The sequence below is a fragment of the Albimonas pacifica genome (assembly GCF_900113695.1).
Lineage (GTDB): Bacteria > Pseudomonadota > Alphaproteobacteria > Rhodobacterales > Rhodobacteraceae > Albimonas > Albimonas pacifica.
The window spans coordinates 52,123-76,280 of the sequence record NZ_FOQH01000007.1 but is presented as its reverse complement, the minus strand read 5'-3'; the positions used below and the strand labels follow the sequence as shown (position 1 = coordinate 76,280).

20 protein-coding genes are annotated in these 24,158 nt (G+C 73.7%); 7 read left to right on the top strand and 13 right to left on the bottom strand.

Annotation, left to right across the window (positions count from 1 at the left end; genetic code table 11):
* Positions 1-75: 75 nt before the first annotated feature.
* Both BM064_RS15760 and BM064_RS15755 read right to left on the bottom strand, forming a co-directional pair.
* Positions 76-1,989 carry a peptidoglycan -binding protein gene (locus BM064_RS15760; RefSeq protein ID WP_092861002.1) on the bottom strand — a complete coding sequence of 638 codons (1,914 nt, stop codon included), beginning with the start codon at positions 1,987-1,989 and terminating at the stop codon, positions 76-78.
* A 3-nt stretch (positions 1,990-1,992) separates the two neighbouring features.
* Positions 1,993-3,195 (bottom strand): hypothetical protein, encoded by a 1,203-nt coding sequence (locus BM064_RS15755; protein ID WP_092861000.1) that lies wholly within the window; start codon positions 3,193-3,195, stop codon positions 1,993-1,995.
* A 384-nt stretch (positions 3,196-3,579) separates the two neighbouring features.
* Between BM064_RS15755 and BM064_RS28375 the strand changes: the two genes are divergently transcribed.
* The 4 genes from BM064_RS28375 to BM064_RS15735 all read left to right on the top strand — a co-directional run bounded on the left by BM064_RS28375 (position 3,580) and on the right by BM064_RS15735 (position 7,037).
* Positions 3,580-5,154, top strand: coding sequence for a flagellin (locus BM064_RS28375; protein WP_092860998.1), 1,575 nt, complete (start codon positions 3,580-3,582; stop codon positions 5,152-5,154).
* Positions 5,155-5,336: 182 nt separating this feature from the next.
* Complete coding sequence (flaF, locus tag BM064_RS15745; protein ID WP_177236282.1) at positions 5,337-5,762, top strand: flagellar biosynthesis regulator FlaF; 426 nt, start codon at positions 5,337-5,339, stop codon at positions 5,760-5,762.
* 1 nt (position 5,763) lies between these two features.
* A complete protein-coding gene (gene flbT, locus BM064_RS15740) occupies positions 5,764-6,183 on the top strand; it encodes a flagellar biosynthesis repressor FlbT (RefSeq protein WP_092860994.1) in 420 nt (139 codons plus the stop codon).
* Positions 6,184-6,194: 11 nt separating this feature from the next.
* Positions 6,195-7,037 (top strand): DUF1217 domain-containing protein, encoded by an 843-nt coding sequence (locus tag BM064_RS15735; protein ID WP_092860992.1) that lies wholly within the window; start codon positions 6,195-6,197, stop codon positions 7,035-7,037.
* A 186-nt stretch (positions 7,038-7,223) separates the two neighbouring features.
* Here the strand turns inward: BM064_RS15735 and BM064_RS15730 are convergent, their stop codons facing one another.
* Positions 7,224-7,661, bottom strand: a complete 438-nt coding sequence (locus BM064_RS15730) for a hypothetical protein (RefSeq protein WP_092860990.1) — start codon at positions 7,659-7,661, stop codon at positions 7,224-7,226.
* A complete protein-coding gene (locus BM064_RS15725; RefSeq protein WP_092860988.1) occupies positions 7,658-7,963 on the bottom strand; it encodes a rod-binding protein in 306 nt (101 codons plus the stop codon). The genes BM064_RS15730 and BM064_RS15725 overlap by 4 nt, the downstream gene beginning before the upstream one ends.
* Positions 7,964-9,224: 1,261 nt before the next feature.
* On the opposite strand from BM064_RS15725, the gene BM064_RS26940 reads away from it, so the two are divergent.
* Both BM064_RS26940 and BM064_RS15715 read left to right on the top strand, forming a co-directional pair.
* A complete protein-coding gene (locus BM064_RS26940) occupies positions 9,225-9,674 on the top strand; it encodes a flagellar hook-length control protein FliK (RefSeq protein ID WP_177236281.1) in 450 nt (149 codons plus the stop codon).
* 9 nt (positions 9,675-9,683) lie between these two features.
* Positions 9,684-10,373, top strand: coding sequence for a flagellar hook capping FlgD N-terminal domain-containing protein (locus tag BM064_RS15715; RefSeq protein WP_092860984.1), 690 nt, complete (start codon positions 9,684-9,686; stop codon positions 10,371-10,373).
* A 234-nt stretch (positions 10,374-10,607) separates the two neighbouring features.
* On the opposite strand, the gene BM064_RS15710 is transcribed toward BM064_RS15715, so the two are convergent.
* The 6 genes from BM064_RS15710 to BM064_RS15685 form a co-directional block, all read right to left on the bottom strand.
* Positions 10,608-11,546, bottom strand: a complete 939-nt coding sequence (locus BM064_RS15710; protein ID WP_218161064.1) for an ABC transporter permease — start codon at positions 11,544-11,546, stop codon at positions 10,608-10,610.
* Positions 11,547-11,655: 109 nt separating this feature from the next.
* Positions 11,656-12,705 carry an ABC transporter permease gene (locus BM064_RS15705; protein ID WP_092860980.1) on the bottom strand — a complete coding sequence of 350 codons (1,050 nt, stop codon included), beginning with the start codon at positions 12,703-12,705 and terminating at the stop codon, positions 11,656-11,658.
* On the bottom strand, positions 12,705-14,237 hold the full coding sequence (locus BM064_RS15700; protein WP_092860978.1) for an ABC transporter ATP-binding protein: 1,533 nt from the start codon (positions 14,235-14,237) through the stop codon (positions 12,705-12,707). Before BM064_RS15700 ends, BM064_RS15705 begins: the two co-directional genes overlap by 1 nt.
* A complete protein-coding gene (locus BM064_RS15695) occupies positions 14,234-15,640 on the bottom strand; it encodes an amidase family protein (protein WP_218161055.1) in 1,407 nt (468 codons plus the stop codon). The genes BM064_RS15700 and BM064_RS15695 overlap by 4 nt, the downstream gene beginning before the upstream one ends.
* 62 nt (positions 15,641-15,702) lie before the next feature.
* On the bottom strand, positions 15,703-16,692 hold the full coding sequence (locus tag BM064_RS15690) for a BMP family protein (RefSeq protein ID WP_092860976.1): 990 nt from the start codon (positions 16,690-16,692) through the stop codon (positions 15,703-15,705).
* Positions 16,693-17,009: 317 nt separating this feature from the next.
* A complete protein-coding gene (locus BM064_RS15685) occupies positions 17,010-18,314 on the bottom strand; it encodes an amidohydrolase family protein (protein WP_092860974.1) in 1,305 nt (434 codons plus the stop codon).
* Between the two features lie 314 nt (positions 18,315-18,628).
* Here BM064_RS15685 and BM064_RS15680 point away from each other — a divergent pair, with 314 nt between their 5' ends.
* Entirely contained in the window at positions 18,629-19,744 is a 1,116-nt protein-coding gene (locus tag BM064_RS15680; RefSeq protein ID WP_092860972.1) for a CaiB/BaiF CoA transferase family protein, read from the top strand.
* A gap of 4 nt (positions 19,745-19,748) precedes the next feature.
* On the opposite strand, the gene BM064_RS15675 is transcribed toward BM064_RS15680, so the two are convergent.
* From BM064_RS15675 to BM064_RS15665, 3 genes are all read right to left on the bottom strand, one after another.
* Positions 19,749-20,501, bottom strand: coding sequence for a sulfite exporter TauE/SafE family protein (locus BM064_RS15675; RefSeq protein ID WP_092860970.1), 753 nt, complete (start codon positions 20,499-20,501; stop codon positions 19,749-19,751).
* 177 nt (positions 20,502-20,678) lie between these two features.
* Positions 20,679-22,937, bottom strand: a complete 2,259-nt coding sequence (locus BM064_RS15670) for a hybrid sensor histidine kinase/response regulator (protein WP_092860968.1) — start codon at positions 22,935-22,937, stop codon at positions 20,679-20,681.
* Positions 22,934-24,127, bottom strand: a complete 1,194-nt coding sequence (locus tag BM064_RS15665; protein WP_092860966.1) for an FIST N-terminal domain-containing protein — start codon at positions 24,125-24,127, stop codon at positions 22,934-22,936. Before BM064_RS15665 ends, BM064_RS15670 begins: the two co-directional genes overlap by 4 nt.
* Positions 24,128-24,158 lie beyond the last annotated feature (31 nt).

Genomic DNA, 24,158 nt, shown 5'->3' with positions numbered 1-24,158 from the left:
CGGGGCGCCCGGGCGCGGGCCGGTCGGGCCGACGTCCCCGCGGCCCCGGCGCGGCCAGGCGAAGGGCGGCGGGCCTCAGCGCTCGGTCAGCTTCAGCTCGATGCGGCGGTTGCGGGCGCGGGCCTCGGGCGTGTCGGCGGGGTCGATGGGCTGGTATTCGCCGAAGCCGTTGGCGGCCAGCCGCTCGGGCGGGAAACCCTGGGCGTCGGCGAGGTAGCGCACCACCGACAGCGCGCGGGCCTGGGAAAGCTCCCAGTTGTCGCGGTAGCGGCCGGAGCCGGTCAGCGGCACGTCGTCGGTATGCCCGTCGACCCGCAGCACCCAGGGCAGCTCGTTGGGCAGGGCGTCCTGCACCTCGCGGAAGAGCTGGGCGAAATCGTCGAGCGCGGCGCGCCCGTCGGCCCCGAGATCCGCCGAGCCGGGGGCGAACAGCACCTCGGACTGGAAGACGAAGCGGTCGCCGACCACCTCGACGCCCTCGCGGCCCTCGATCGCCTCGCGGATGCGGCCGAAGAACTCCGAGCGGCGGGCCTCCAGCGACTTCTTCTCCGCCTCCAGCCGGGCGACCTCCTGGGCGTTGCGCTCCGCCTCGCGGCGCTTGAGCTGCAGCTCGCGCGCCAGCGCCGAGTTGAGCTGGCTGCCGAGGTTGGAGACCTGCACCTTCAGGTTCTCGTTACGTGATTCCTCCGCGTCGAGCAGCTCCTGCAGGCCGGAGAGCTGGCGGCGCAGCTCCTGGGCCTGGGCGTTGAGCAGCGCCACGCGTCGGGCCTCGTCGGCGGCGGAGGTCTGCTCCTCGGTCAGGCGGCGCTGGGCGGCGGACAGCAGCGCCTCGCGCTCGGTCATCTCGGCGCGGGCCGCGGCGATCTCCTCCTCCGAGGCCTCGACCTGGTCCTGCAGCTCCTGCCTGGCGAGGTTGGCGGCGGCGAGAAGGGTCAGCGTCTCCTCGGCCTTGCGGCGCTGCTCCTCCAGCGCCAGCTCCATCGCGGTCAGCTCGTCCTGGCTGTTCGCCAGCCGGTCGCGCAGGGCCTGGGCGGCGGCGGCCTCGGCCGCCTTCTGCTTCTCGGCCTCGGTCAGGTCCTGCTGGAGGGCGGCGAGGAGCTTCTCCTTCTCTGCCTCCGTGACGCGCAGCTCCAGCAGCTCGGTCTGCGCGGCCTCGCGGGCGGCCTCCTGCTCGGCGCGGGCCTGTTCGGCGGCCTCGACGTCGGAGGACAGCGAGGCGATGGCGGCGTCCTGCTCCTCGACCGTCCGGTTGCGCTCGGCCAGCGCCTGGAGGGTCTCGGACAGGGTGGCCTGGGTCTCCTGCGCCTCGGCGCGCAGGTCGGCGGTCAGGGCCTCCAGCGCCTCGGTCTTCGCGGCGGCGAGGCGGGCGGCCTCCTCCTGCGCCGAGATCTCGTCGCGCATCCGGGCGAGCGTGAGCTGCATCGCCTCCTGCTCGGAGATCGCGCGGGTGCGCGCCGCCTCCAGCTCGTCGATCGAGGCGCGGGCCTGGGAGAGGGTCTGGGTCAGGTCCTCGGCCCGCGCGGTCTCGGCGTCGCGTTCGGCCTCGACGTCGGAGACGCGGGCGGTCAGGGTCCCGATGCGGTCGCGGGCGGCGCCGATGTCGTCCAGCAGGGCGGCGACGCGGGCCTCGTAGTCGTCGTTGCGCGCGGCGGCGGCGTCGCGCTCGGCGCGCAGGCTGTCCGACAGGGCCGAGAGGCGGTCGATCTCCGAGCGCTCGCGCGTCAGCGTCGCCGACAGCGTCTCGACCTCGCCCTGCAGCCGCTCGCCGCGGGTGCGCTCCAGCGACAGGACCTGGGCGACCTCGGCGAGCTGGGCGGTGAGGTTGTCGAGCTCCTGGTCCTTGCCCGTCACCAGGTCGCGCAGCACGAACTGGATGATCATGAAGATCGACAGGACGAAGATCAGCACCAGCAGCAGCGCCGTCATCGCATCCACGAACCCGGGCCAGACGTTGCCCTCGTAGCGCTGGTTGCGTCGCGACAGCGCCATGCGTCAGCCCCGCTCGCCCGACACGGCGCGGGTCAGGCGGGCGAGGTCCATGCGCAGCTCGGCCGTCGCCTCCTGGCGGCCGGCGGAGACCTCCTCCAGCAGGCGGGTGATCTGCAGGTCGATCGAGCGCAGGCGCTGGCGGCCCTCGTCCGTCTCCTCCTTGTCCTGCGCCTTCTCCAGCAGGTGCACCACCCGCTCCTGCGCGGCGGCCAGCCGGTCGAGGCGGGCGGTGAGGTTCGAGTCGTCGAAGGCCGGGGCCGCAGCCGGGGCGGGGGCGCGGGTCTCGCGCTCCTCCTCCAGGGCGCGGACCAGGCCCGAGAGGCCGGCGGCCAGCGTCTCCAGCCGGGCGTCGGCGGCGCGCTGGCGGTCCTCGGCGTCGCGCAGCGCGGCGACGAGGGATTCGATCTGCTCGGCGTTGCGGTCCAGCGCGTCGACGGCCAGCGCGCCGACCGAGGCCTCGCCCTCGCCGCCGCCCAGCGAGATCCGGGAGATCGACGACAGCCACTCCTCCAGCTCGCGGTAGAAGCGGTTCTGGCCGTGGCCGGCGAACAGGTCCAGCAGCCCCACCACCAGGCTGCCGGCGAGGCCCAGCAGCGACGAGGCGAAGGCCGTGCCCATGCCGTCGAGCTGGCTGTTCAGCCCCGCCATCAGGTTGGCGAAGACCTGCATCGAATCGGCGTTCGCATCCTGGGTGCCCGACAGCGAGCGCATCGTCTCGACGATGCCCGGGACCACCTGGCTCAGGCCCCAGAAGGTGCCCAGAAGACCGACCAGGATCAGCAGGTTGATGATGTAGCGGGTGATGTCGCGCTGCTCGTCGAGCCGGGTGGCCACGGTGTCGAGCAGGGAGCGCGAGGAGGTCGCGGTCAGCGCCTCGCGCGCGCGGCGGTCGCGCAGCAGCGAGGCGAGCGAGGTCAGCAGGCGCGGCGGATTGACGAACTCATGCCCCGGCCGGTCGATGGCGAAGCCTTCCAGCCAGTTCACCGCGCGCACCAGCGACAGCGCCTGCCAGAAGCACGACAGCACGCCGATCACGAAGACGGCGGCGATGAAGCCGTTGAGCCAGACGTTGGCCGAGAACACCGCCTCGATGGGGCCGAGGAGGAAGAAGATCCCCACCGCCACCAGCGCCAGGACGACGACCATCAGCACGATCTGCCTGACCGGCTGCGAGAATTCGATCTTGCGGTCCTGAACGATGGCCATCCGCGGCTCCGGCCCCCCAATTGCCCATGTGCGGCCCGCGCCTGCGGCCGCTGCGCATGGGTGACGGCGCGGCGGGCCTCCGGTTCAGTTAACAGAGCACGGCAGGCCAAGGAAGCGAAGAGCGTCGCGCGCCCGTGCGAGGAATGCCCCGCATCCCCCTAAAAACAGAGCGAAGTCGCGTCAGGACGGGACGGCCCGCTAAGACCTTCTTCAGAGTCGGCGCGCTAATTCCCTCGTCGCGGCCCCAAGGGGTGGGCCGGCGCGGCGGGTCGAACGCCCGATGCGCTCCGTCAGAAAGGCGGTTCTCTCCGGCCGGAGGAAGTTTCCGGTCGGTCTGCAATATGCGGCGCCGGCACGCGCCGCCAGCTTTGGGAAACGGAGCAAATGGCCAGCATTCTCACGAACACCAGCGCGATGGTCGCGCTGCAGACCCTGAACGGCACCAACAAGAACCTTAACCAGATCCAGCAGCAGATCTCGACCGGCAAGAAGGTCGGGTCCGCCAAGGACAACGCGGCCGTCTGGGCGATCTCCTCGGTCATGCAGTCGGACGTGAAGGGCTTCAAGGGCATCAGCGAATCGCTGTCGCTCGGCGCCTCGACCGTCGAGGTCGGCCGCCAGGCCGCCGAGACGGTCACCGAGCTGCTGACGGACATCAAGGGCAAGATCGTCGCCTCGCAGGAGGAGAACGTCGACCGCGCCAAGATCCAGACCGACATCGACGCGCTGCGCAGCCAGATCACCTCGGTGCTCGGCGCCGCCCAGTTCAACGGCAAGAACCTGGTCGACTCCTATGACGAGACCTCGGTGCTCTCGTCGCTCGACCGTGCGGGCAACGGCTCGGTCTCCTCGTCCTCGATCTCCTTCCGCGGCCAGAACCTGACCTCGGAGGCCGGCACGGTCGAGACCGCCAGCGCCATCGACCGCATCGGCACCGTGGCCGACGACGGCACCTATACCGTGGGCGCCGGCGCCACCCTGTCGAACGCGGCGAACGACGCGACCATCACCATCGCCAACGACATGGCGGACGGCGACACGCTGACCATCGACTTCGCCGACCAGCAGTTCACCTTCACCAACAACACCGGCGCCAACATCACGGTGGCCGACCTGGACGACATCGTCGCCGCGGGCCTGGCCAACCTGGGCGTCGAGGGGGTGACCACCGCGGTGTCCGGTGCGGGAGAGGTGACGATCTCCTCGACCAACTCGTTCGAGTCCATCACCATGCAGGGCTCCTCCACCGGCGCGACCACCTTCGTGGTCGACCCTGACGCCGGCGGCGCCCAGGCGGCCGGCGCGGCCGGCGCGGCGGGCACCCTGACCGCCCGGGCCGAGACGGTCTCGCTCGGCGGCGCCGGCAACACCGGCGGCGTGGTGAACGAGGGCGACGGCTTCCGCATCTCGCTGGGCGGCCAGAACTTCGACTACACCGCGAAGGAGGGCGACACGCTCAACGACGTGGCGACGGGCCTGAAGCGCGTGATCGACGCCGGCGGGATCGACGGCATCTCGGTGCAGGTGAACCTGTCGGACGACCCGATCTCGCAGCCCCCGACGCTGCAGATCGACAACGACGCCGCCGCAACGGTGGCGCTGACGGTCGACGACGGCTCGGGCGGCGTCGCCTCGGGCGGTCTGGTGGGCCTCGACGGCATCGACGTGTCCACCGCCGACGGCGCCGCGAACGCGCTGGCCAACATCGAGTCGCTGATCCAGACCTCGATCGACGCCGCCGCCGAGTTCGGCTCCGTCCAGGGCCGGATCGACATCCAGGCCGACTTCGTGAAGTCGCTGACCGACTCGCTGACCTCGGGCATCGGCGCCCTGGTGGACGCCAACCTGGAGGAGGCCTCGGCCCGCCTGCAGGCCCTGCAGGTCCAGCAGCAGCTGGGCATCCAGGCGCTGTCGATCGCCAACCAGGCGCCGCAGAGCGTGCTGTCGCTCTTCCGCTAAGGGAGACGACGGGGAAGGCCGGGAACCCGGCCTTCCCCACCACCGCCCCGCGCCCCGCGCGGGGGGGCGCGCCGCTTGCGCGCCGCCGCCGCCGGGGACTGGGGCGCACGGGAATTCACGGCGAGACGCGCGGCCAGGGCATGAATCGCCGGCGCCGGACCTCGCCAGACCCAGGAGCCGCCATGACCGCCGCCGCGCTCTCTCCCTCCCGATCCGGTCTCGGCCGCGGCGCCGACCGCCGGCCGGCCTACGGCGACGCCGGCCATGCCGCGCTGACGCCCCGCCAGGCCGAGTATCGGGTCTTCGCCAACGTCACCCACCGCCTCTCCGAGTCCCAGGCCGCGCTCGACGCCGGCGAGACCGGGGCCAACGCCCGCCTCGCCGCCGCGGCTCACGACAACCTCCGCCTCTGGCTGGCCCTCGCCGCCGATCTTTCGGTGGCGGAGAACGGGCTGCCCGACGCGCTGCGCGCGGGCCTGCTGTCGCTCGCCGCCTTCGTCGAGCGCGAGACCCCCCGCCTCGTGCGGCGAGAGATCACTTCCGCGGCGCTGGTGGAGATCAACGCGTCGGTGATGAAGGGCCTGCGCGGCCAGGTCGAGGGCGCCTGAGATGCCCGGCCTGATCCTGAAGCTCGGCCCGGGCGAACGAGTGATGGTCAACGGCGTGGTGATGGAGAACGGGCCGCGCCGCACGCGGATCAACATCCTGACGCCCGAGGCCAATGTCCTGCGCCTGCGCGACGCGATCCACCCGCACGAGGTCACCACCCCGGTCCGCCGGGTCTGCTACGTCGCCCAGCTGGTGCTGGCCGGCGAGGCCGAGCCGTTCGAGGCGCGCCGCCAGATCCTCGCGGGGATCGAGCAGCTCTCCCAGGTCTTCGACGATCCCGACAGCCGCGCGCGCCTCACCGAGGCGACCGAGCACGCGATCGCCGAGCGGTTCTACCAGTCCTTGAAGACCCTGCGCACGCTGCTGCCGCGGGAGGAACGGCTGCTCGCCGTCTCCTCCGCCGCGACGGCCGCCCAGTAGAGGCGGCCGCCATGGCCTTCACGCCCGTCCTCCCCGTCGGCGGCGTCGCCGGCTGGTCCCTGCTCCAGCGGATCGAGGACCAGCAGCGCGAGACCTTCGAGAAATCTCCCGAGATCACCCGGGCGACCGCGCATTTCGAAGAGAAGATCCACACCGCCGCCACCGCCGCGGACCTGGTCAAGGATCGCCGCCTCCTGCAGGTCGCCCTGGGCGCCTTCGGCCTCGAGGACGAGATCGACAAGCGGGCCTTCATTCAGAAGGTGCTGGAGAGCGATCCGCTCGACGCCCAGTCCTTCGCCAACCGCCTGGTCGACTCCCGCTACCGCGACCTCGCAAACGCCTTCGGCTACGGCAGCATCCTCGGACCTCGCGTCGCCGATATCGGCTTTCCCGGCGAGATCGCCGCCGCCTTCAAGGAGCGGCAGTTCGAGGTCGCGGTCGGCGACGCCGACTCCGACCTGCGGCTGGCCCTGAACGCGCGTCGCGAGCTCGCCAAACATGCCGCCGCGGCGGAGGACTCGGGCAGCGACGGCAAATCCTGGTTCGCCGCGCTGGGCGACCGTCCCCTGCGCGCGGTGATCGAGAAGGCCTACGGCCTGCCCTCCGCCTTCGCCCAGATCGACCTCGACCAGCAGCGCGAGACCCTGCGCGCCAAGACCCGCGAACTGTTCGGCGAGGAGTCCATCGCCGTCTTCACCGACCCCGAAAAGGTCGAGACCGTGATCCGTCGCTTCCTCGCCCGCTCCGCCGCAGAGCAGGGCCTCAGCGGCTATGTCCCCGGCCAAGGCGCCGTCTCGCTGCTCCAGGCCGGCGCCGCGAGCTTCGCAAACCTCGTTCAGTCCAGGTTCGGCTGATCCCGCCGACCCGGTCTGCGACTGGATTGCAGGAGGCGCCTCCCTCACGTCGCGCGCGCATCGGAGGGCGACCGGCGCCTTGTTGCGTCGCCGCGCCCATGGGACGAGAGGGAGAACCGCATTCCCGGCGGAGTCATCGGAGGTTGCGCTGCCGCGGCGCAGACCTCGCTCCCGGCCTCGCCATCGTCAGGCGCGGCGGCCGCGCCCCGTGTCCGAGCCGGCAAGCGGATCGCCCGACCGATCGTAGCCGAGCCGCTTGCGCGCCTTCTCATGCCGCGCCAGTTCGCGACGCGCCTCGGCCGCTCCTTCGAGCAGCGCCGAGAGCAGTCGCCGGTTGCGCTCTGCCGCGACGCGGATCCGCTCGAGCTCGCGCCCGGGCGCCTCGCCGCCCGGAGGCGTCGAGGTCAGATCGTCCAGCGCCGTCCGGCTGCGCGCGGCGTGGCCTGCGAGCGCCTTCAGATCGCCGCGAAGGATCAGCTCCCGCTCCTCCTCCAGCAGGGCGCGCACCTGTCGGGCCCGGCCCCGCCAGGCGGCGCCGCGCAGGGCCGCGCCGATTCGCCCGCCCGGGCCGTCGCCGCCGTTGGGCATGCCGGCGCGCAGGCCGTTCCAGCCATCCTCGGTCATCCGGCCTCCGTTTTCCCGATGAGGGATCGATAGATGCGCTCGGCCAGCCCGATGCCGCCGCTTTCCGCGAGCAGGCGCGCCTGTTCGCGGACCAGCAGGCTCGTGAAGGCCTGTTCCCCGACGCCGCCGCCGAAGCCTTCCGGCGGGCGGCCGAGACCTGCGGCCGAGAGCGCCTCCGCCAGGAACATCGTTTCGAACTCCACGGCCGCCTTGCGCAGGGCGGCGTCGTCCGAGCCCCGGATCGGGCGGTCGGGCGTCGTGGCGCCGGCGCCGAGCGGGACGGCGGAGGGGGCGTCGAGCATCGCGGATCTCCTTCGCCGCCTCGATACGCCCGCGTCGGTAAACGTTGGGTAACGATTCGCGGCCATTCTGCCTCCCGACCCAGCCGCGGAGCAGAATGCGCCCATGCCCCATTTCGAGATCCCGGACGCCTCGCCCCGTCCCGTCTCCGCCCCGTTGCGGGGGCGCGCGTCGACGCCTTCGGGCGAGGCCTCGGGCGCAGCGCCGCCGGAGGTCGCGGACCCCGGCAGTTCCGATCGGGCGCGGGGGCGGCCCGCGGCGATGGAGCCGGCCGCCGAACTGGACCCTGCGTCCGCGGCGCTGGCGTTCGACCTGGCGTTCGCGGCCGCCGCGCCGCCGACGAAACCGACGCCCGAACCCGCGCCATCCCCTCCCTGGGCGGAGACTTCGCGCCGTCCCGTCGCCGAGGCGTCGTGGTCGCCCGCGACGCCGTCCGCGGCCTCGGTCGTCGGTCGGCCATCCGTTGAAGCGGCGGGGTCGGGGGCCTCCCCCGCCGCGCCTCGTCGCGCCGCCCTGGACAGCCGTGCAGGCGCGACCCTTCCGGAAGGCGACGCCCTCCTGCCGGCCCCTGGCGCGACGCGGGCAGACGACGCTCAGGCGTCGTCGGTTCCGAAGCTGTCCTCCGCGGCCGCCGTTGCAGACTGGCGGGCGCAAGGGCAAGCGCCGGCGGTGGCGGATGCCGCGGGCGGTTCATCGCAGCGCCGCGCGGACCTTGCGACATCAAGCGCCACGGCGCGCGAGTCGGCCCACCCGGGCGCTTCTCCCTTGTCGTCGCCGACGCCCGACGCGCGGCTCGTGGAACGGGCGCCCGCGATGGCTTCTGCGACCGTGGCGACGTCACGGTCGTCCGACGGCGGCCCCCGATCGCCCGGGAAGCTGGACGAGGTCGGCGCGGCGCGCCCGCAGGCGGCGTCCGCGACGCCCGTGCAACTCGGCGCGATCGCCGCCTCGGTCGGGCCTGCGGGACTTCAGGCGACGCCCGCAGGGGCGGCGCCGGAGGGCAGGGCGACCCTTCGCGACAGGTGGACCGGAGAGGCGCGCGCGGAGCGGGGGGAAGCGTCCGGCGTTCGCGCGCCGGAGGGCCCTGCGGCGTCGCGCCTGACCCCGCCGGCCACGCCGCAGGTCCCGACGGCTGCGGCGCCCGCGCCCGACTTGGCCGGCGTCGCGGCCGGCGGCGGGATCGACGCGGCCGCCCGCGCCCTGCGCGAGACGCCGGCGGCCGAGACCGCGCGAGGGTCGGGGTACGCGGAGGCCGGCGGCCTCGTGACCGGAGCCGGCGCCACGGGGCCGTCGTCGACGTCGCCCCCTGCGGCCAGCTTCGCGCAGGCGCCGCCCGCGGCTCATGCCGTCGCCGAGCAGGCGGTGCGGCTGGCCAGGCGAGAGACCTCCGGGGAGGTCGAGATCCGCCTCGACCCGCCGGAGCTGGGGCGCGTGCGCCTGTCGCTCTCCCGGCATGACCACGCGCTGGTGGTCTCCATCGTGGCGGAGCGGCCGGAGGTCGCGGACCTCCTGCGCCGTCACGCCGACCTGCTGGGCCAGTCCCTCGCCGAGGCCGGCCATTCCCGGGTCGACCTGCAGTTCGGCCGCGGCGGGGGGGAGCGCGACGCGCCGCCGGGCGGCGGCGGTCCCGCCGACCTCGCCGCGGAGGAGGAGCCTGCGCGACCGCCCACGGGGAGCCTCGCGGGACTCCGCGGGCTCGACCTCAGAGTCTAGGAGGATGGAATGACGGATGCCGCGACCTCGCCCCTCGCCGGCCCCGCCGGAGGCGGCGCCGGCCCGCGGGCCGCGCCCACGCCGGCGCCGGCGGGCGACTCGCCCGCGGCGCAGGCGGCCGGCGATTTCGAGACCTTCCTGAAGCTGCTGACGACGCAGATGCGCAACCAGGATCCGCTGAAACCGGTGGAATCGACAGAGTTCGTGGCCCAGCTCGCCAGTTTCTCGGCGGTGGAGCAGCAGATCCGGTCCAACGACCGCCTGGACGCGATCCTGGCGGCGCTGGGCGGCGACGGGGCGGGCCTGGCCGAGTGGATCGGCAAGGAGGTGCAGGCCGCCGCGGCGGTCCCCTACGACGGCGAGCCCCTTGGCCTCGAGGTCGATCCGCCGGCCGAGGCCGAGCGCGCGATCCTGGTCGTCGAGACGGCCGACGGCACGGAGGTCGCGCGCCTCGCCGTCGACCCCACGGCGCAGAGCCTGACCTGGTCCGGCGAGACCGGCGCCGGGGAGGCGGCGCCGGGCGCCTACCGGTTCTCGGTCGAATACCTTGGCGAGGATGCGCTGATCGAAAGCCGGCCGGGCCGCGTCTATGCAGAGGTCGTCGAACTGCGGCTGGGCGGCGAGGAGCCGATGCTGGTGCTGGCCGGGGGCGAGGAGATCTCGGCCGACGCGGTGACGGCGATCCGCGCCGGAAACTGAGGGGCGAACGCTTGCGGAACCCCTCCCGGAGCCAGGCGAGACGGGAGGCGGCGACCCGGTCCGCCGGCCTGGATCCGAGGCGGAGCAATCCGGTTCGGGCGGCGGCTCCGGCTGTGGCGTCCGCCGCAACCCCGCCCCCGAACGTGGCCCCGCCGGCAGGAACGGGGAGGGACGGGCGCGGGCTGGGGCGTCGGCGGGAGGGGCGACGCGGCAGGACGCGGGCGGCCTGCGCGGTCAGCGCTCGCCGCGACGGTAGGGTGCCATCAGCGCCTCGGGCGCGCGGCCGCGGCGGGCGACGGCGATGAGGGCGACGATCGAGAGGAGGTAGGGCGCCATCAGGAACAGCTGGTAGGGCAGCCCCTCGACCACATGCTGAAGGCGCAGCTGGTAGGCGTCGAAGAAGGCGAAGAGCAGGGCGCCGAGCAGCGCCTTTCCCGGACGCCAGCCGGCGAAGACCACCAGCGCGATGCAGATCCAGCCGCGGCCCTGGACCATCTGCGGAAAGAAGCTGTTGAAGGCCGCCGTGGTCAGGAAGGCGCCGCCCAGCGCCATCAGGGCCGAGCCGACGACCACCGCCCCGGTGCGGATCGAAAGCGGGTTCAGCCCCTGCGCCTCGACCGCGTGGGGGTTCTCGCCGGCCATTCGGACCGCGAGGCCGAGCGGCGTGCGGGCGAGGATCCAGGCGCAGAGCCCCGCCGCCGCCAGCGCCGCGTAGGTGGGCGCCGTCTGGGCGAAGACCACCGGGCCCACGAAGGGCAGGTCGGAGAGGCCGGGGATCGCGAGGGGCCGGAACGGCTCGATGGTGGGGGGCGCGTCGCCGACCACCACCACGAGCCGGTAGACGTAGTAGGTGAAGGAGGAGGCGAAGAGCGTGATGCCGAGGCCCGAGACGTGCTGCGACAGGCCCAGCGGCACGGTCAGGACAGCATGCAGAAGGCCGAAGCAGGCCCCCGCCGCCGCCGCGGCGGCCAGCGCGACCCAGAGGTCGGCGCCCTGGTAGGCGGCCAGCCAGGCGATCATCGCGCCCAGCGTCATGATCCCCTCGATGCCGAGGTTCAGAACGCCGGATCGCTCGCAGATCAGCGCGCCCAGCGCGCCGAAGATCAGCGGCGTCGCGATGCGCAGGACCGCGGCCCATAGGGAGGCGGTGGTCAGGATCTCGAGCGCCTCGATCAACGCAGGCCTCCCCGTGCGGCATCGGCCGGAATGCGCCCGGCGCGCCGGCGCCCCGGCACGCGGGGGCTCGATGCCCCCGCGGGGCGGCCCTCCGGCGCCGGGGGGGTCATTTCCGCACCCGGTAGGTGGCGAACAGCAGGGCGACGAGCATGGTCAGCAGGGACACCGCGACGATCACGTCGGCGATGAAGGTGGGGGCGCCCAGCGCGCGGGACATGGCGTCGGCGCCCACGAAGACCACCGCCACGAAGACCGCCGCGACCGCCACGCCCAGCGGCTGCAGCCCCGCCAGCATCGCCACCACGATGCCGGAGTAGCCGTAGCCCGGCGACAGGTCCGTGGTGACGTAGCCCTTCACGCCCGCCACCTCGATCGCGCCGGCCAGCCCCGCGAGGGCGCCGGAGATGACCGCCACGCCCAGCAGGGTGCGCGCCAGGGGCACGCCGGCGAACTCGGCGGCGCCGGCGGAGAGGCCGGCCGCGCGGGCGCGCGCGCCGAAGACCGTGCGGGCGAGCATCAGCCACACCAGCCCCGCCGTCGCCAGCGCGATCAGCAGGCCGATGTGCAGGCGGGTGCGCTCGACCAGCTTGGGGAGCATCAGCTCGTTGGCCACTGGCACGGACTGCGGCCAGCCGAAGGCGAGCGGATCTTTCAACGGCCCCTCGACCATCATGCCGACGAACAGCATGACGATGAAGTTGGTCAGAAGGGTCGTGACCACCTCGTCCACGCCGAAGCGCACGCGCAGGAAGGCGGGGACCAGCAGCAGCAAAGCGCCCGCGATCATGCCGGCGATCATCACGCCGAGGATGCCCAGCGCAGGCGGCAGCCCCGCCAGCGCCTCGGAGCCCAGCCAGGCGGCGGCGAGCGCGCCGACGTAGAACTGGCCCTCGCCGCCGATGTTCCACAGCCGGGCGCGGAAGGCGACGGTGGCGGCGAGGCCGGTCAGGATCAGGGGCGTCGCGCGGGCCAGCGTCTCGGTGATCGAGAGGCGGGAGCCGAAGGCGCCGCGCAGCATCTCGGCATAGGCGTCCAATGGGTTCACGCCGGCCAGGGCGATCAGCCCGGCGCAGAGGACCAGCGAGGCCAGAACCGCCGCGAAGGGGGCGGCGACGGTCATGGTCAGCGAGGGCTGGGGGCGGCGCTCGAGGCGCATCAGGACGCCCCCGCGGAGGACGGCACGGGTTCGTCCCAGGCGCCGGCCATCATCAGGCCGATGCGGCGGGCGTCGGCCTGTTCGGCGGGGATCGGCCTGGACAGCCGCCCCTTCACGATCGCCTGGATGCGGTCGGCGAGGCCGAGGACTTCGTCGAGGTCTTCGGAGATCAGCAGAACGGCCGCCCCGGCCCCTCGGGCAGCCAGCAGTTCGGCGTGGACGGCGGCGACCGCACCCTCGTCGAGGCCGCGCGTGGGCTGGTTGGCGAGGATCAGGCGCGGGCCCTGCGCCAGGTTCCGCCCCAGGATCAGCTTCTGCATGTTGCCCCCCGAGAGGAGGCGGGCGCGGGTGTCGGGCTCGGCGCCTCGGATGTCGAAGCGGCGGATCAGGTCGGCGGCGTAGGCGCGGGCGGCGGAGCGCCTGACGAAGCCGCGGCGGGAGAAGGCGGGGGAGGAGAGGCGCTCGAGCGTCGCGTTCTCCCACACCGTCATTTCGCCGACGACGCCCTCGGCGTGGCGGTCCTCGGGGATGCGGCCGACGCCGGCGGCGACGCAGTCGGCCGGCGTCATGCGGCCGAGGTCCTCGGTTCCCAGGGCGAGGCGGCCGCGGGTGGGGCGGGTCAGGCCCCAGAGCAGGCGGCCCAGGGTGGCCTGGCCGTTGCCCGCCACGCCGACGATGCCGAGGATTTCGCCGGCGTGGACGGTGAAGTCGGCCTCGTCGAGCAGGTCCCGGCCACCTTCGGTCACCGTCACGGCGGAGGCGATGCAGACGGGGGCGCCGGGGGGCTGCGCCTCGCGCACCGGGCGGGCGACGCGGCGGCCGACCATGAGTTCGGCGAGTTCGGGGGCGGAGGTCTCGGAGGTCCGCCGCTCGGCGGCGACGCGGCCGCGGCGCAGGACCACGACGCGGTCGGAGGCGGCCATCACCTCGTGCAGCTTGTGGGAGATGAAGATGAGGGAAAGGCCCTCGGCGGTCATGCCGCGCAGGGTCTGGAACAGGCGCTCGGCCTCGGGGCGGGCGAGGACGGCGGTGGGCTCGTCCAGGATCAGGATTTTCGCCTCGCGATACAACGCCTTGAGGATCTCGACCCGCTGGCGCTCGCCGACCGAGAGGTCGCCGACGCGGGCGTCGGGGTCCACCGCCAGGCCGAACCGGTCCGACAGCTCGCGCAGGCGGCGGCGGGCGGGGCCGGTGGCGGACATCAGGCGGGAGAGGGGCTCGGCCCCGATGGTGATGTTCTCGAGCACCGTGAGGTTTCCGGCGAGGGTGAAGTGCTGGTGGACCATGCCCACGCCGGCCTCGATGGCGGCGCGGGGGCGGCCGGAGGGGAGGGGGGCGCCGAAGACGCGGACCTCGCCCTCGTCGGCGGTGTAGTGGCCGAAGAGGATGTTCATCAGCGTCGTCTTGCCGGCGCCGTTCTCGCCCAGCAGGGCCAGGATCTCGCCTTGGCCGAGGGAGAGGGACACGTCCTCGTTCGCGGTCAGCGCGCCGAAGCGCTTGGTGATGCCGTCCAGTTCCAGGACCGGGGTCATCGCAGGGATTCCGGCAGGCCGGCGAGGCGGGGGAAGGGGATGGCGGGGGCGGCGTCCTCGATCCGGGCGGCGAGCGCCAGCAGGGCGCGGCCGGTCCCGAAGGGGGCGATCATCTGGAAGCTGCGGGGCAGGCCGTTTTCCATGCCGAAGGGCACCGCCAGCGCCGGGAAGCCGGAGACGTTGGCGATGGCGACGCCGGGGGCGGTCGCGTCCATCTTCGCGTGGTGGGCGTCGAGGTCGGTCGAGGCGGGGTCGAAATGGCCCAGCGGCGGCGGGCCGTCGGCCAGCACCGGGGTCAGGATCACGTCCGCCTCGTCGAAGATCCGCCACAGCGCGTGGGCGACGGAGGCGGCCTCGCGGGTGGCGGCGAAGAAGGCGGGGGCGGAGGTCGCGCGGCCGAAGCGGGCGGCGGCGGCGGAAATCGGGGCGATGTCGGCGTCGCTCAGGCCGGCGGCGCCGACCCATTCGGCGAGGGATACCGCCAGCACCAGGTCGGCGACGGCGGCGGCGCGGGCGGAGAGGGCGGCCCAGCCGGCGGGGTCCAGTTCCGTCACCGGGCCGCCGAGGGCCTGGGAGGCCTCGCGCGCCGGGCGGGCGGCGGCCTCGGAGACCGAGGGCGGGATCGCCAGGGCCACGCGAGGGGTGGCGGGGATGCCGTGCAGCGCCGGGTCGGGGACCGGGCCCTGCGCGCCGCCGGAGATCGCGCCGAAGATCGCGGCGACGTCGCGCACCGAGCGGGCGAGCACCCCCTCGCCGACCAGACCGTCGAGCCAGTTGGAGAAACCGGGGCCCATCGGCGTGGCCCCGCGGGAGGGCTTCAGGCCCACCAGCCCGCAGCAGGCGGCCGGCACCCGGATCGAGCCGGCGGCGTCCGTGGCATGCGCCATCGCCACGATGCCGGAGGCGACCGCCGCCGCGGCGCCGCCGGAGGACCCGCCCGGCGAAAGATCGGGGTTCCAGGGGTTGCGGGCCGGGGGGGCGCCCATCGGCTCGGAGGTCAGGGCGTTGCCGAACTCGGGGACCGTGGTCAGGCCGAAGGGGATCAGCCCGGCGGCGCGGAAGCGGGCGAAGAGGGCGTCGTCGGCCTCGGGGTCCGGGGTTCTGGCGCGCAGCGCGGCGTTGCCTCCGCAGGCGGCGAGGCCACGGCCGGAGGCGCCCAGGTCCTTGCCCAGGAAGGGCACGCCGCGGAACGGGGCCGAGGCGGCCGCGCCTCCTGCCGCCAGGATCGCGTCGGCGCGCGCGGCGCCGGCCCGGCCCTGCTCGGGCGCGAGGCGGGCGAGGGCGCCCAGCGGGTCGGTCTCGGCGGCCAGCAACGCCGCCTCCATCGCCTCGGCCGCGCGGAGGCGGCCCTCGGCGATGGCGCGGGCGAGCAGGGTGGCGTCGCCGCCGATCGGGCCTGTCATGGCCGTCCCCCGGATGCTGGCGAGGTGGGCGCGGGAGGCGGGCTCCCGCGCCGGGGCTGGGTTCAGGCGGGCTCGGACTCGTCGATCGGCACGTCGAACGCGCCGGCCTGGATCGCGGCCTGCTTCTCCTGCATGGCGGGGATGGCGTCGGCGGGGACCATGGACTCGACGAAGACCAGCTCGTTGCCGCCGTATTTCATGAAGGAATACTCGGTGTAGTCGCGCCCGGTCGCCGCGCCCTCGGCGATGTCCTTGACGATGGCGTCGATGGTGGGGCGGTAGTTCCAGATGGCGTTGGCGAAGACCGTGTCGGGGTAGCGGGGCGTGTAGTCGATCAGCGAGCCCACGGCCTTGATCCCGGCCTCCTTGGCGGCGTCGGCGGTGCCGATGCGCTCGCCGAACAGGATGTCGGCGCCGGCGTCGATCTGGGCGAGGGCCGCCTCCTTGGCCTTGGCCGGGTCGAACCAGGCGCCGATGAAGCCGTTGAGGAATTTCGCGTCCGGGTTCACTTCGCTGACGCCGGCGCGGAAGGCGTTGATCAGCATGTTGACCTCGGGGATCGGGTAGCCGCCGACGGAGCCGAAGGTCCCGGTCTGAGACATCTTCGCGGCCAGCATCCCGGCGAGGTAGGCGGCCTCGTGGTTGCGGGTGCCGAAGACGCCGAAGTTGTCGCCCTGCGGGCCGCCGGAGGAGCCCATCAGGAAGGCGGTCTCGGGGTAGTCGGTGGCGACCGCGCGGGCGTCGCGCTCGACGGCGTAGGACTCGCCCCAGACCAGCTGCGCGCCGGCCTCGGCGTATTCGCGCATGGCGCGGGGGTAGTCGGTGGCCGAGACGCCCTCGGAGAACTCGTAGGTGATCAGTCCGTCGGCGGCCGCGGCCTGCATGGCGGAGTGGATGCGCGAGTTCCAGGCGTTCTCGACCGGCGAGGCGTGGACGCCGGCGACCTTCACCGGGTCGGCCGCATGGGCGCGGCGGACACGCAGGATGGCGGGCGTGGCGAGGAGCGTTGCTGCGCCTGCGAGAAGCTGGCGGCGGGAAGGCGTGATGGGCATGGCATGTCCTGTCGGGATGATCCGGCCTTGGGGCCGTTGTGGTGGACGCTTGTCGAGGCGCGCGGACGCAGCGTTTTTTGACCGATCAGAAAATGAAGCCGGAGGAGGAGGGGCGCTGTCAACAGCGGCGTCGCTGCGCTGCGGCGAAAACTGGGACGAGCGGTATGCAGGCGCCCTGCGGGCGGGCCTGGCTGCGTCGCGCGGGCGGCGAGGACGCGCACGATCGGCTGCTGGCGGAGCCTCCGGCGGGTTCCTCACTGGCCCAATACCAGGCGCTCCCGCCGGGGCGTGCGGCGAAGGGCGCCTGGGGCGGGCGATCAGCCCTCGGCGGCGGGGGCGTAGGCGGCGGGATCGAGGGTGGAGGGACGGCCGGGGACGGTCAGGGCGGCCTGGCGCGCGGGGGTTTCGGCGATCACCTGGCCGGCCTTGATCACGGCGAGGCGGGTGGCGCGCAGGCGGACGGCCTCGATCTCGTCCCGGGCCTGGAGGAGGACCATGTCGGCGGGCGCGCCCTCGCGCAGGGTCGGGTCGGGCAGGCCCATGGCGAGGCGGTTGTTCACGGTGACGGCCGTGTGGGTCCAGGCCATCGCCTCGCGGCTGGTCATCGGGACGGCGTGGATCGCCATGTGCGCGACGTCGAGCATGTCGGCCGAGCCCAGCGGATACCACGGGTCCATGGTGCAGTCCTGGCCGAGCGCGACGTTCACGCCGGCGGCCCGCAGCTCGGGGATCCGGGTCAGGCCGCGGCGGCGCGGGTAGGTGTCGGAGCGGCCCTGAAGGGTGATGTTGATCAGCGGATTGGGGATCGCGTGCAGCTCGGCCTCCGCGATCAGGGGGATCAGCTTCGAGGCGTAGTAGTTGTCCATCGAGTGCATCGAGCTGAGGTGGCTGCCCGCGGCCCGGCCCTGCAGGCCGCAGCGCACGGTCTCGGCGGCCAGGGTCTCGACATGGCGCGACAGGGGATCGTCGCTCTCGTCGCAATGCAGGTCGAGCATCAGGCCGCGGTCGGCGGCGAGCTCGGCGAGCTCGCGCACCGAGGCGGCGCCGTCGGCCATGGTGCGCTCGAAATGCGGGATGCCGCCGACGACGTCGACGCCCATGTCGAGCGCGCGCAGCAGGTTCGCGCGGGCGGTGGGGTCGCGGTAGAGCCCGTCCTGCGGGAAGGCCACCAGCTGCAGGTCGATGTAAGGCGCGACCTGCTTGCGGACCTCGAGCAGCGCCTCGACCGCGGTCAGCCGGTCGTCGCAGACGTCGACATGGGTGCGGATCGCCAGCAGGCCCTGGGCGACGGCGAGGTCGCAGTAGCGCAGGGCGCGCTCGGCCACCGCCTCGACCGTCAGCAGGGGCTTCAGCTCGCCCCAGAGCGCGATGCCCTCCAGCAGCGTGCCCGAGACGTTCAGGCGCGGCAGGCCCAGCGAGAGGGTCGCGTCCATGTGGAAATGCGGATCCGTGAAGGGCGGCGACAGCAGCCGGCCGGCGGCGTCGATCACGCGCTCGGCCTCGCCGTCGATCACGGGGGCGATCTCGGCGATGCGGCCGTTGCGGACGGCCACCGACAGCGGGGCGCTTCCCAGGCCCGAGGCCACGGGCAGGCGCGCGTTCACGATCTTGAGCTGCAGCATGGGGTCCCCTCGAAATCCGCCGGCCCGCGCAGATCAGCACGCGGACCCGGCGCGCGCAACGCACGGGGCGTCGCGCCCCGGAGCCGAGGCGGCGCCGCCCCGCCCTCGCCCCCCTCCGGCGGAGGCTCCCCACCCGCCCGCCCTCGCCTCCGCCGGAGGGGGGCGAGGGCGGGGCGCGCGCTGGCCTGCAACCCGGCTTCCCGCCGCGATGACCGGCCGGACGGTTGACCCGGAGCCCCGCTTCCGGTGGAAAGAGGCGCCGGCCGCGCCGGCCAATCCAGCCGGCCCGCGCCGGCCATGCCCCCGGAGGACACATGCGCGATCTCGAAGGACTGCTGGTGGTGGCGGTGGAGCAGGCGGTCGCCGCCCCCTACTGCTCGGCGCGCCTGGCCGACGCCGGCGCCCGCGTCATCAAGATCGAGCGCCCCGAGGGCGATTTCGCCCGCGGCTACGACCGCATGGTCGAGGGGCAGAGCGCCTATTTCGTCTGGCTCAACCGCGGCAAGGAAAGCCTGCGGCTGGATCTGAAGAACCCCGAGGACCACGCCCTGCTGGGCCGCCTGCTGGATCAGGCCGACGTGTTCATCCAGAACCTCGCCCCCGGCGCCATCGGCCGCATGGGCTACGGCATGGCGGAGCTGCGCAGGAAACGTCCCGAACTGATCACCTGCTCGATCTCCGGCTATGGCGAGGACGGGCCGCGGCGCGACCAGAAGGCCTACGACCTGCTGATCCAGGCGGAGACGGGGCTCGCCTCGATCACCGGCTCGCCGACGGAGGAGGCGCGCGTCGGCGTCTCGATCTGCGACATCGGCGCAGGGATCACGGCCCATGCCGCGATCCTGCAGGCGCTGATCGGGCGCGGGCGCACCGGGCAGGGGCGCCAGATCGAGGTCAGCCTGTTCCACGCCATGGCCGACTGGATGAACGTGCCCTACCTGCAGGCCCGCTACGGCGGCCGCCCGCCCCAGCGCGAGGGCCTGCGCCACCCAACCATCGCCCCCTACGGCGTGTTCCCCTGCGCGGACGGCGCGATTCTGATCTCGATCCAGAACCAGCGCGAGTGGCGGATGCTCTGCGACCAGGTGCTGGGCGACGCCGCCATGGCCGACGACCCGCGCTTCCACGACAACACCGCGCGGATCGAGAACCGGGCCGAGCTGGACGCCCGCGTCGCGGCGCTGTTCCAGCAGCACGGGCGCGAAGAGCTGGCGGCCAAGCTGGACGCCGCCAAGATCGCCTACGGCCGCCTCAACGGCATGGCCGACCTGATGGAGCATCCGCAGAACCGGCTGATCTCGGTCTCGACCGACGGCGGCCCGGTGGAGCTGATCGCGCCGGGCGCCATCGTCGCGGGCGATGCGCCGACCTATGGCAAGGTGCCCGGCGTCGGCGAGCACGACGACGCGATCCGCGCCGAGTTCGGCTGAGGCGTCAGAGAAGCTCCGCCGCCCCGCTCCAGATCAGCCGGGCGGCGAGCAGGCACAGGATCGCGGCGAGCGCCCGCTTGAACAGCCGGTCGTCGATCCGCAACAGCGCCCGCTTGCCCGCCAGCGTGCCCAGGAACCCCGTCGCCGCCATCAGCGCCACCGGCAGGAGCCAGGGCCCGAAGGCGAAGCCGAGGAAGCCGAAGGCGATCACCTTCAGCAGGTGCTGGGCGGTCATCATCGTCGCGTGGGTGGCCACGTGCTCCATCCGCCCCAGGGCGAGCGTCTTCACATAGGCGGCCACGAACGGCCCGGTGGCCCCGAAGAACATCGTCAGCAGCGTCGAGACGAAGCCCGCCGGACCCGCGCCCGCCCGCATGACCCGGGGCGGCGAGGCCAGCGCGGACCACAGCACGAAGATCCCGATGGCGATCTCGACCGCCGCAGGGGGCAGCTCGACCGCGACCAGCCCGCCGAGCGCGGCGCCCAGCGCCGATCCGGCCAGGAAGGGCAGCAGCGGCCCCCGCTGAACATGCCCGCGCAACAGCGCCGCGCGCCCGGCGTTGGAGGCGAACTGCACCAGCCCGTGCACCGGGATCAGCGCCGCGGGCGGCAGCAGCGAGGCGAGGATCGCCAGCATCGCCATCCCGCCGCCGATGCCGAAGGCCGCGGTGACGAAGGACGTGCAGAACGAGGCCGCCGAGACCAGCGCCAGCGTCAGGGGCGGCAGATCGGCCGGCAGCAGGGCGAACGCGTCCATCGGGGCCTCCGGGAAGGGGCGATGGACGGTCCATGCGCCCGGGGGGCCTCTGCGTCAAGAAAATTGCATGCGACTGTATGCAGTCCGTGGCGCGATCGCCGACAGGGGGCGCCCCGATGCGGGCCGTGAGAGGCCCCGGGTCAGGCCCGGGGCACGGCGCGCGGCCGGCGTGGCGGCTCAGACCGCCGGGCCGGAGAGAGGGCCCCAGCCGAGGGGGGCGGCGCGGATCTCGGCGAGGAAGCGCATCAGGCGGTCGGGGTCGACGGGTTTCTCCAGGTAGGCGATCTCGGCGGCGTGGCAGGCGGCGCGCAGCTCGGGCGTGCGGTCGGCCGAGAGGATCGCGGCCGGCGTCGGCCCGCAGCGGCGGCGCACGGCGGCGACCGCGTCGATGCCGTGGCGCCCGTCGTCGAGATGGTAGTCCACCAGCATCACGTCCGGGGCCACGCCCACCTCGTCGATCAACTCCAGGGCGGCGTCCTCGCCCGCGACGTCGAAGCAGGAGACGCCCCAGCGTTCCAGCAGGGTGGCCATGGCCTGGCGCACCTCGGCGTCGTTCTCGATCACCAGCACGATCACGTCGTCGAGGTCGCGGGCGCCCCCCTCCTGCCCTGCGGCCTCGCGCGCGGGGGGCTCGGGGGCGCGGGGCGGCGCAAGGGGCACGGTCACCAGGAAGCCGGCGCCGCGGCCGGGCTCGGTCTCGAGGTCGAGGCGGTGGTCGAGGAGCTGGCAGGCCCGCTCGACGATGGCGAGGCCGAGGCCCACGCCCTCGGCGGTCATGCCGGGTTTGTCGATGCGGTGGAACTCCTTGAAGATCAGCTCGCGCTTGTCCTCCTCGATGCCGGGGCCGGTGTCCCAGACCTCGATGCGCAGGCCGCCGCCGCGACGGCGCGCGCCGACCAGCACCCGGCCCGAGGGGGTGTAGCGGATGGCGTTGGCGATCAGGTTCTGCAGGATCCGGCGCAGGTGCGAGGGGTCCGAGCGGACCCAGGCGCCGCTGTCGATCACCTGCAGCTCCAGCCCCCGGGCGCGGGCCAGCGGCTGGAATTCCTCCCGCAGCGGGCGGAGGATGCGGGAGACGGGGAAGGTGGAGATCTCCACCGCCGCCAGGCCGCTGTCCAATCTCGAAATGTCCAGCAGGCTGCCCAGGATCGCCTCGACGCTTTTCAGGGCGTTCTGGGCGCGCTCGGCCATGCGGCGGGGCTCGGGGTCGAGGTCGAGGCTGTTGAGGGAGCTCAGGAACAGTTTCGCCGCCGACAGCGGTTGCAGCAGGTCGTGGGAGGCGGCGGCGACGAAGCGGGACTTGGAGGCGTTGGCGCGGTCGGCCTCGGCCGCGGCGGCGGCCAGCGCGAGGGTGCGTTCGTGGACGCGCAGCTCCAGGGTCTCATTGGCCTCGGCCATCGCGTCGATGGCCCGGCGCTCGGCGGTCACGTCGGTGAAGGAGACGACGAAACCCTGGTCGGGCATCTCCTGGGCGAAGACGTCGAAGATGCGGGCGCCGCGGTGCGTGACCTCCAGCTTCAGGGGCGGGCGGCGCAGGCCGCCCTTGACCCAGGCCATCAGCCGGTCGGCGCCGTCGGGGTCGCGGAAGGCCATCTCGGGCGAGAACCGGTCGAAGAGCGTATCGAAGCTGCGGCCCACCCGCAGCAGGCCCGCGGGGGGCGAGAGCAGCTCGTCGAGGCGGATGTTCCAGCCGACAAGCCGCTCGTGCCCGTCGAAGATCGAGACGCCCTGGTTGATGTGGTCCAGCGTGGCGCGGATGAAGCGGGCCTGGTCGTCGAGCATCCGCTCGCGTTCCTGCCGCTCCAGCCGGATCCAGTCGGTGACGTCGGTCTGCAGGATCGCGGTGCCGCCCTCGGGCGTGCGGTATTCCGAAACCTGGATCCAGCGGTCCCCCACCAGCCGCACGTTGAAGATCGCCTTGGTCTCGCGGTGGCGCTGGAGGCGGGCGGCGACCCAGTCGCGCGGGGTCTCGCCCTTCGGCAGGGACAGGGACGGAGACGCCGCGACGCGCGCCACGTAGTCGGCGAAAGGCAGGCCCGGTCGCAGGAACCGGCGCATGTCCGGCATGCCCATCCCGAAGCGGGAGTTGAACATCACCAGCCGGTCGTCTGCATCGAACAGCGCGAAGCCTTCCTGCACCGCCTCGATGGCGTTGGCGAGGTCGGCGCGGGCGCGGTCGGCGGCGCGGTTGGCCTCGGTCAGGCGCAGGTTGGTGTCGTTGAGCAGCGACAGCGCGCGCTCGAGCTCAGAGGTGCGGGCGCGCACCTCGCCCTCCAGCGTCAGCGCCCGCTGGAAATGGGCGTAGGCGGCGCCGTCGGCGTCGGTCGCCTGCTCGACCCGCCGCATCAGCACGCCGGCGATCTTGGCGAGCTTGGCGTTCTGCCGCTCCAGGCTCTCGGTCGGGTCGACGAGGGTGCGGGCGTCGAAGACGGTCATGCCGGCTCCTCGGGCGGGTAGAGGGCGACGCCGGTCAGGGTCTGGTTGACGTGCACGCCGTTGATCTGCTCGCCGTAGGTCGAGAAGCCGACCACCTCGTTGCGCGCCAGGATCGCCGAGAGGGCGCGCACGCTCTGGTCCCGCTCCGCCGCCACCCGGCGCAGGACGCAGTCGCAGGCGAGGATGCCCGAAGGCGCGCCGGCGGCGGAGAGGCCGTCGAGCGATTGCGAGAGATGCTCGGCCGCGTCCGTCGGCTCGGCCAGCGTCAGCACCAGGCCCTCGTCGATGGCGCAGAAGAAGGTGAGGTCGCCGTTGGGCTCCACCTTCTGGATGGCGCGGACGTGGTGGCGGCCGCCGACGCGGACCATCACCGGGTGGGCCGAGAAGGTGAAGGGCGAGAGCTGCGCGGGATCGAGGCCCAGCAGGCGCGCGTATTCGCGGGCCGCCGGCTCGCCGTTGATCTCGCGCACCAGGCGGCGGTCGGGGTCGGCGCCGGTGACGACCATCTTGGCCTCGGCCGGGCGCAGGTTGTCGAAGTTGAAGACCTGCACGCGGCAGGCGGTGCGGATCAGCGCCAGCACCGCGGCGTCGGCGTGAAACCGCCCCTCGTGCAGGACGAAGGCGCGGCCGAAGTCGAGCGCGTCGCCGGCGGAGCCGCCGAACAGCGGCATCCCGTCGAGGGCGGCGGCGAGAGTGGCGACCAACTGCTCCTCCATCCGCGACATGCCGTCGACCATCAGGAAGGCGAACTCGTTCCCCCAGTCGGGGGCGGCGGCGCGCAGCGCGGCGCGGCGGCCCTGCACCCGCTCGGCCGCGCCGACGCGGTCGAGGCCGGTGAGGTCCCCCACGAAGCAGACCTGGGCCGAGAACAGCTCCGCCGGGAAGCCGGCGGCGGCGATGCTGCCGTCGGCATAGCCGGCGGGCCCGATCTCTCCGGCGGTGGTGCAGCCGATCACCGGCGTGTCGCCGAAGGCGGCGGAGGCGAGGCGGGCCACCGCCTCGAGGTCGGCGTGGGGCGAGACGAAGAGCGCGGCCAGCGCCAGCGGCCCGGGGCCGAGCGCGGCGCGCAGGGCCGCGATCGCGGCGGCGGGGTCGTCGGCGGGCGCGGCGGCGGTCCGCAGGTCGCGCCGGCCCGCGGATGCGTTCGGCCGGGGCCCCGTGCGGGTCCCGGCGGCATGAGCCCCGTCCATGGGCTCTCCTCCCTTCTCATCCGGCGCCCCC

What these genes read in the sequence shown, in the direction of transcription:
- BM064_RS15760 (WP_092861002.1), bottom strand. Translation starts at nt 1,989, where the DNA reads ATGGCGCTGTCGCGACGCAACCAGCGCTACGAGGGCAACGTCTGGCCC.
- BM064_RS15755 (WP_092861000.1), bottom strand. Translation starts at nt 3,195, where the DNA reads ATGGCCATCGTTCAGGACCGCAAGATCGAATTCTCGCAGCCGGTCAGG.
- BM064_RS28375 (WP_092860998.1), top strand. Translation starts at nt 3,580, where the DNA reads ATGGCCAGCATTCTCACGAACACCAGCGCGATGGTCGCGCTGCAGACC.
- flaF (WP_177236282.1), top strand. Translation starts at nt 5,337, where the DNA reads ATGACCGCCGCCGCGCTCTCTCCCTCCCGATCCGGTCTCGGCCGCGGC.
- flbT (WP_092860994.1), top strand. Translation starts at nt 5,764, where the DNA reads ATGCCCGGCCTGATCCTGAAGCTCGGCCCGGGCGAACGAGTGATGGTC.
- BM064_RS15735 (WP_092860992.1), top strand. Translation starts at nt 6,195, where the DNA reads ATGGCCTTCACGCCCGTCCTCCCCGTCGGCGGCGTCGCCGGCTGGTCC.
- BM064_RS15730 (WP_092860990.1), bottom strand. Translation starts at nt 7,661, where the DNA reads ATGACCGAGGATGGCTGGAACGGCCTGCGCGCCGGCATGCCCAACGGC.
- BM064_RS15725 (WP_092860988.1), bottom strand. Translation starts at nt 7,963, where the DNA reads ATGCTCGACGCCCCCTCCGCCGTCCCGCTCGGCGCCGGCGCCACGACG.
- BM064_RS15715 (WP_092860984.1), top strand. Translation starts at nt 9,684, where the DNA reads ATGACGGATGCCGCGACCTCGCCCCTCGCCGGCCCCGCCGGAGGCGGC.
- BM064_RS15705 (WP_092860980.1), bottom strand. Translation starts at nt 12,705, where the DNA reads ATGCGCCTCGAGCGCCGCCCCCAGCCCTCGCTGACCATGACCGTCGCC.
- BM064_RS15700 (WP_092860978.1), bottom strand. Translation starts at nt 14,237, where the DNA reads ATGACCCCGGTCCTGGAACTGGACGGCATCACCAAGCGCTTCGGCGCG.
- BM064_RS15695 (WP_218161055.1), bottom strand. Translation starts at nt 15,640, where the DNA reads ATGACAGGCCCGATCGGCGGCGACGCCACCCTGCTCGCCCGCGCCATC.
- BM064_RS15690 (WP_092860976.1), bottom strand. Translation starts at nt 16,692, where the DNA reads ATGCCCATCACGCCTTCCCGCCGCCAGCTTCTCGCAGGCGCAGCAACG.
- BM064_RS15685 (WP_092860974.1), bottom strand. Translation starts at nt 18,314, where the DNA reads ATGCTGCAGCTCAAGATCGTGAACGCGCGCCTGCCCGTGGCCTCGGGC.
- BM064_RS15680 (WP_092860972.1), top strand. Translation starts at nt 18,629, where the DNA reads ATGCGCGATCTCGAAGGACTGCTGGTGGTGGCGGTGGAGCAGGCGGTC.
- BM064_RS15675 (WP_092860970.1), bottom strand. Translation starts at nt 20,501, where the DNA reads ATGGACGCGTTCGCCCTGCTGCCGGCCGATCTGCCGCCCCTGACGCTG.
- BM064_RS15670 (WP_092860968.1), bottom strand. Translation starts at nt 22,937, where the DNA reads ATGACCGTCTTCGACGCCCGCACCCTCGTCGACCCGACCGAGAGCCTG.
- BM064_RS15665 (WP_092860966.1), bottom strand. Translation starts at nt 24,127, where the DNA reads ATGGACGGGGCTCATGCCGCCGGGACCCGCACGGGGCCCCGGCCGAAC.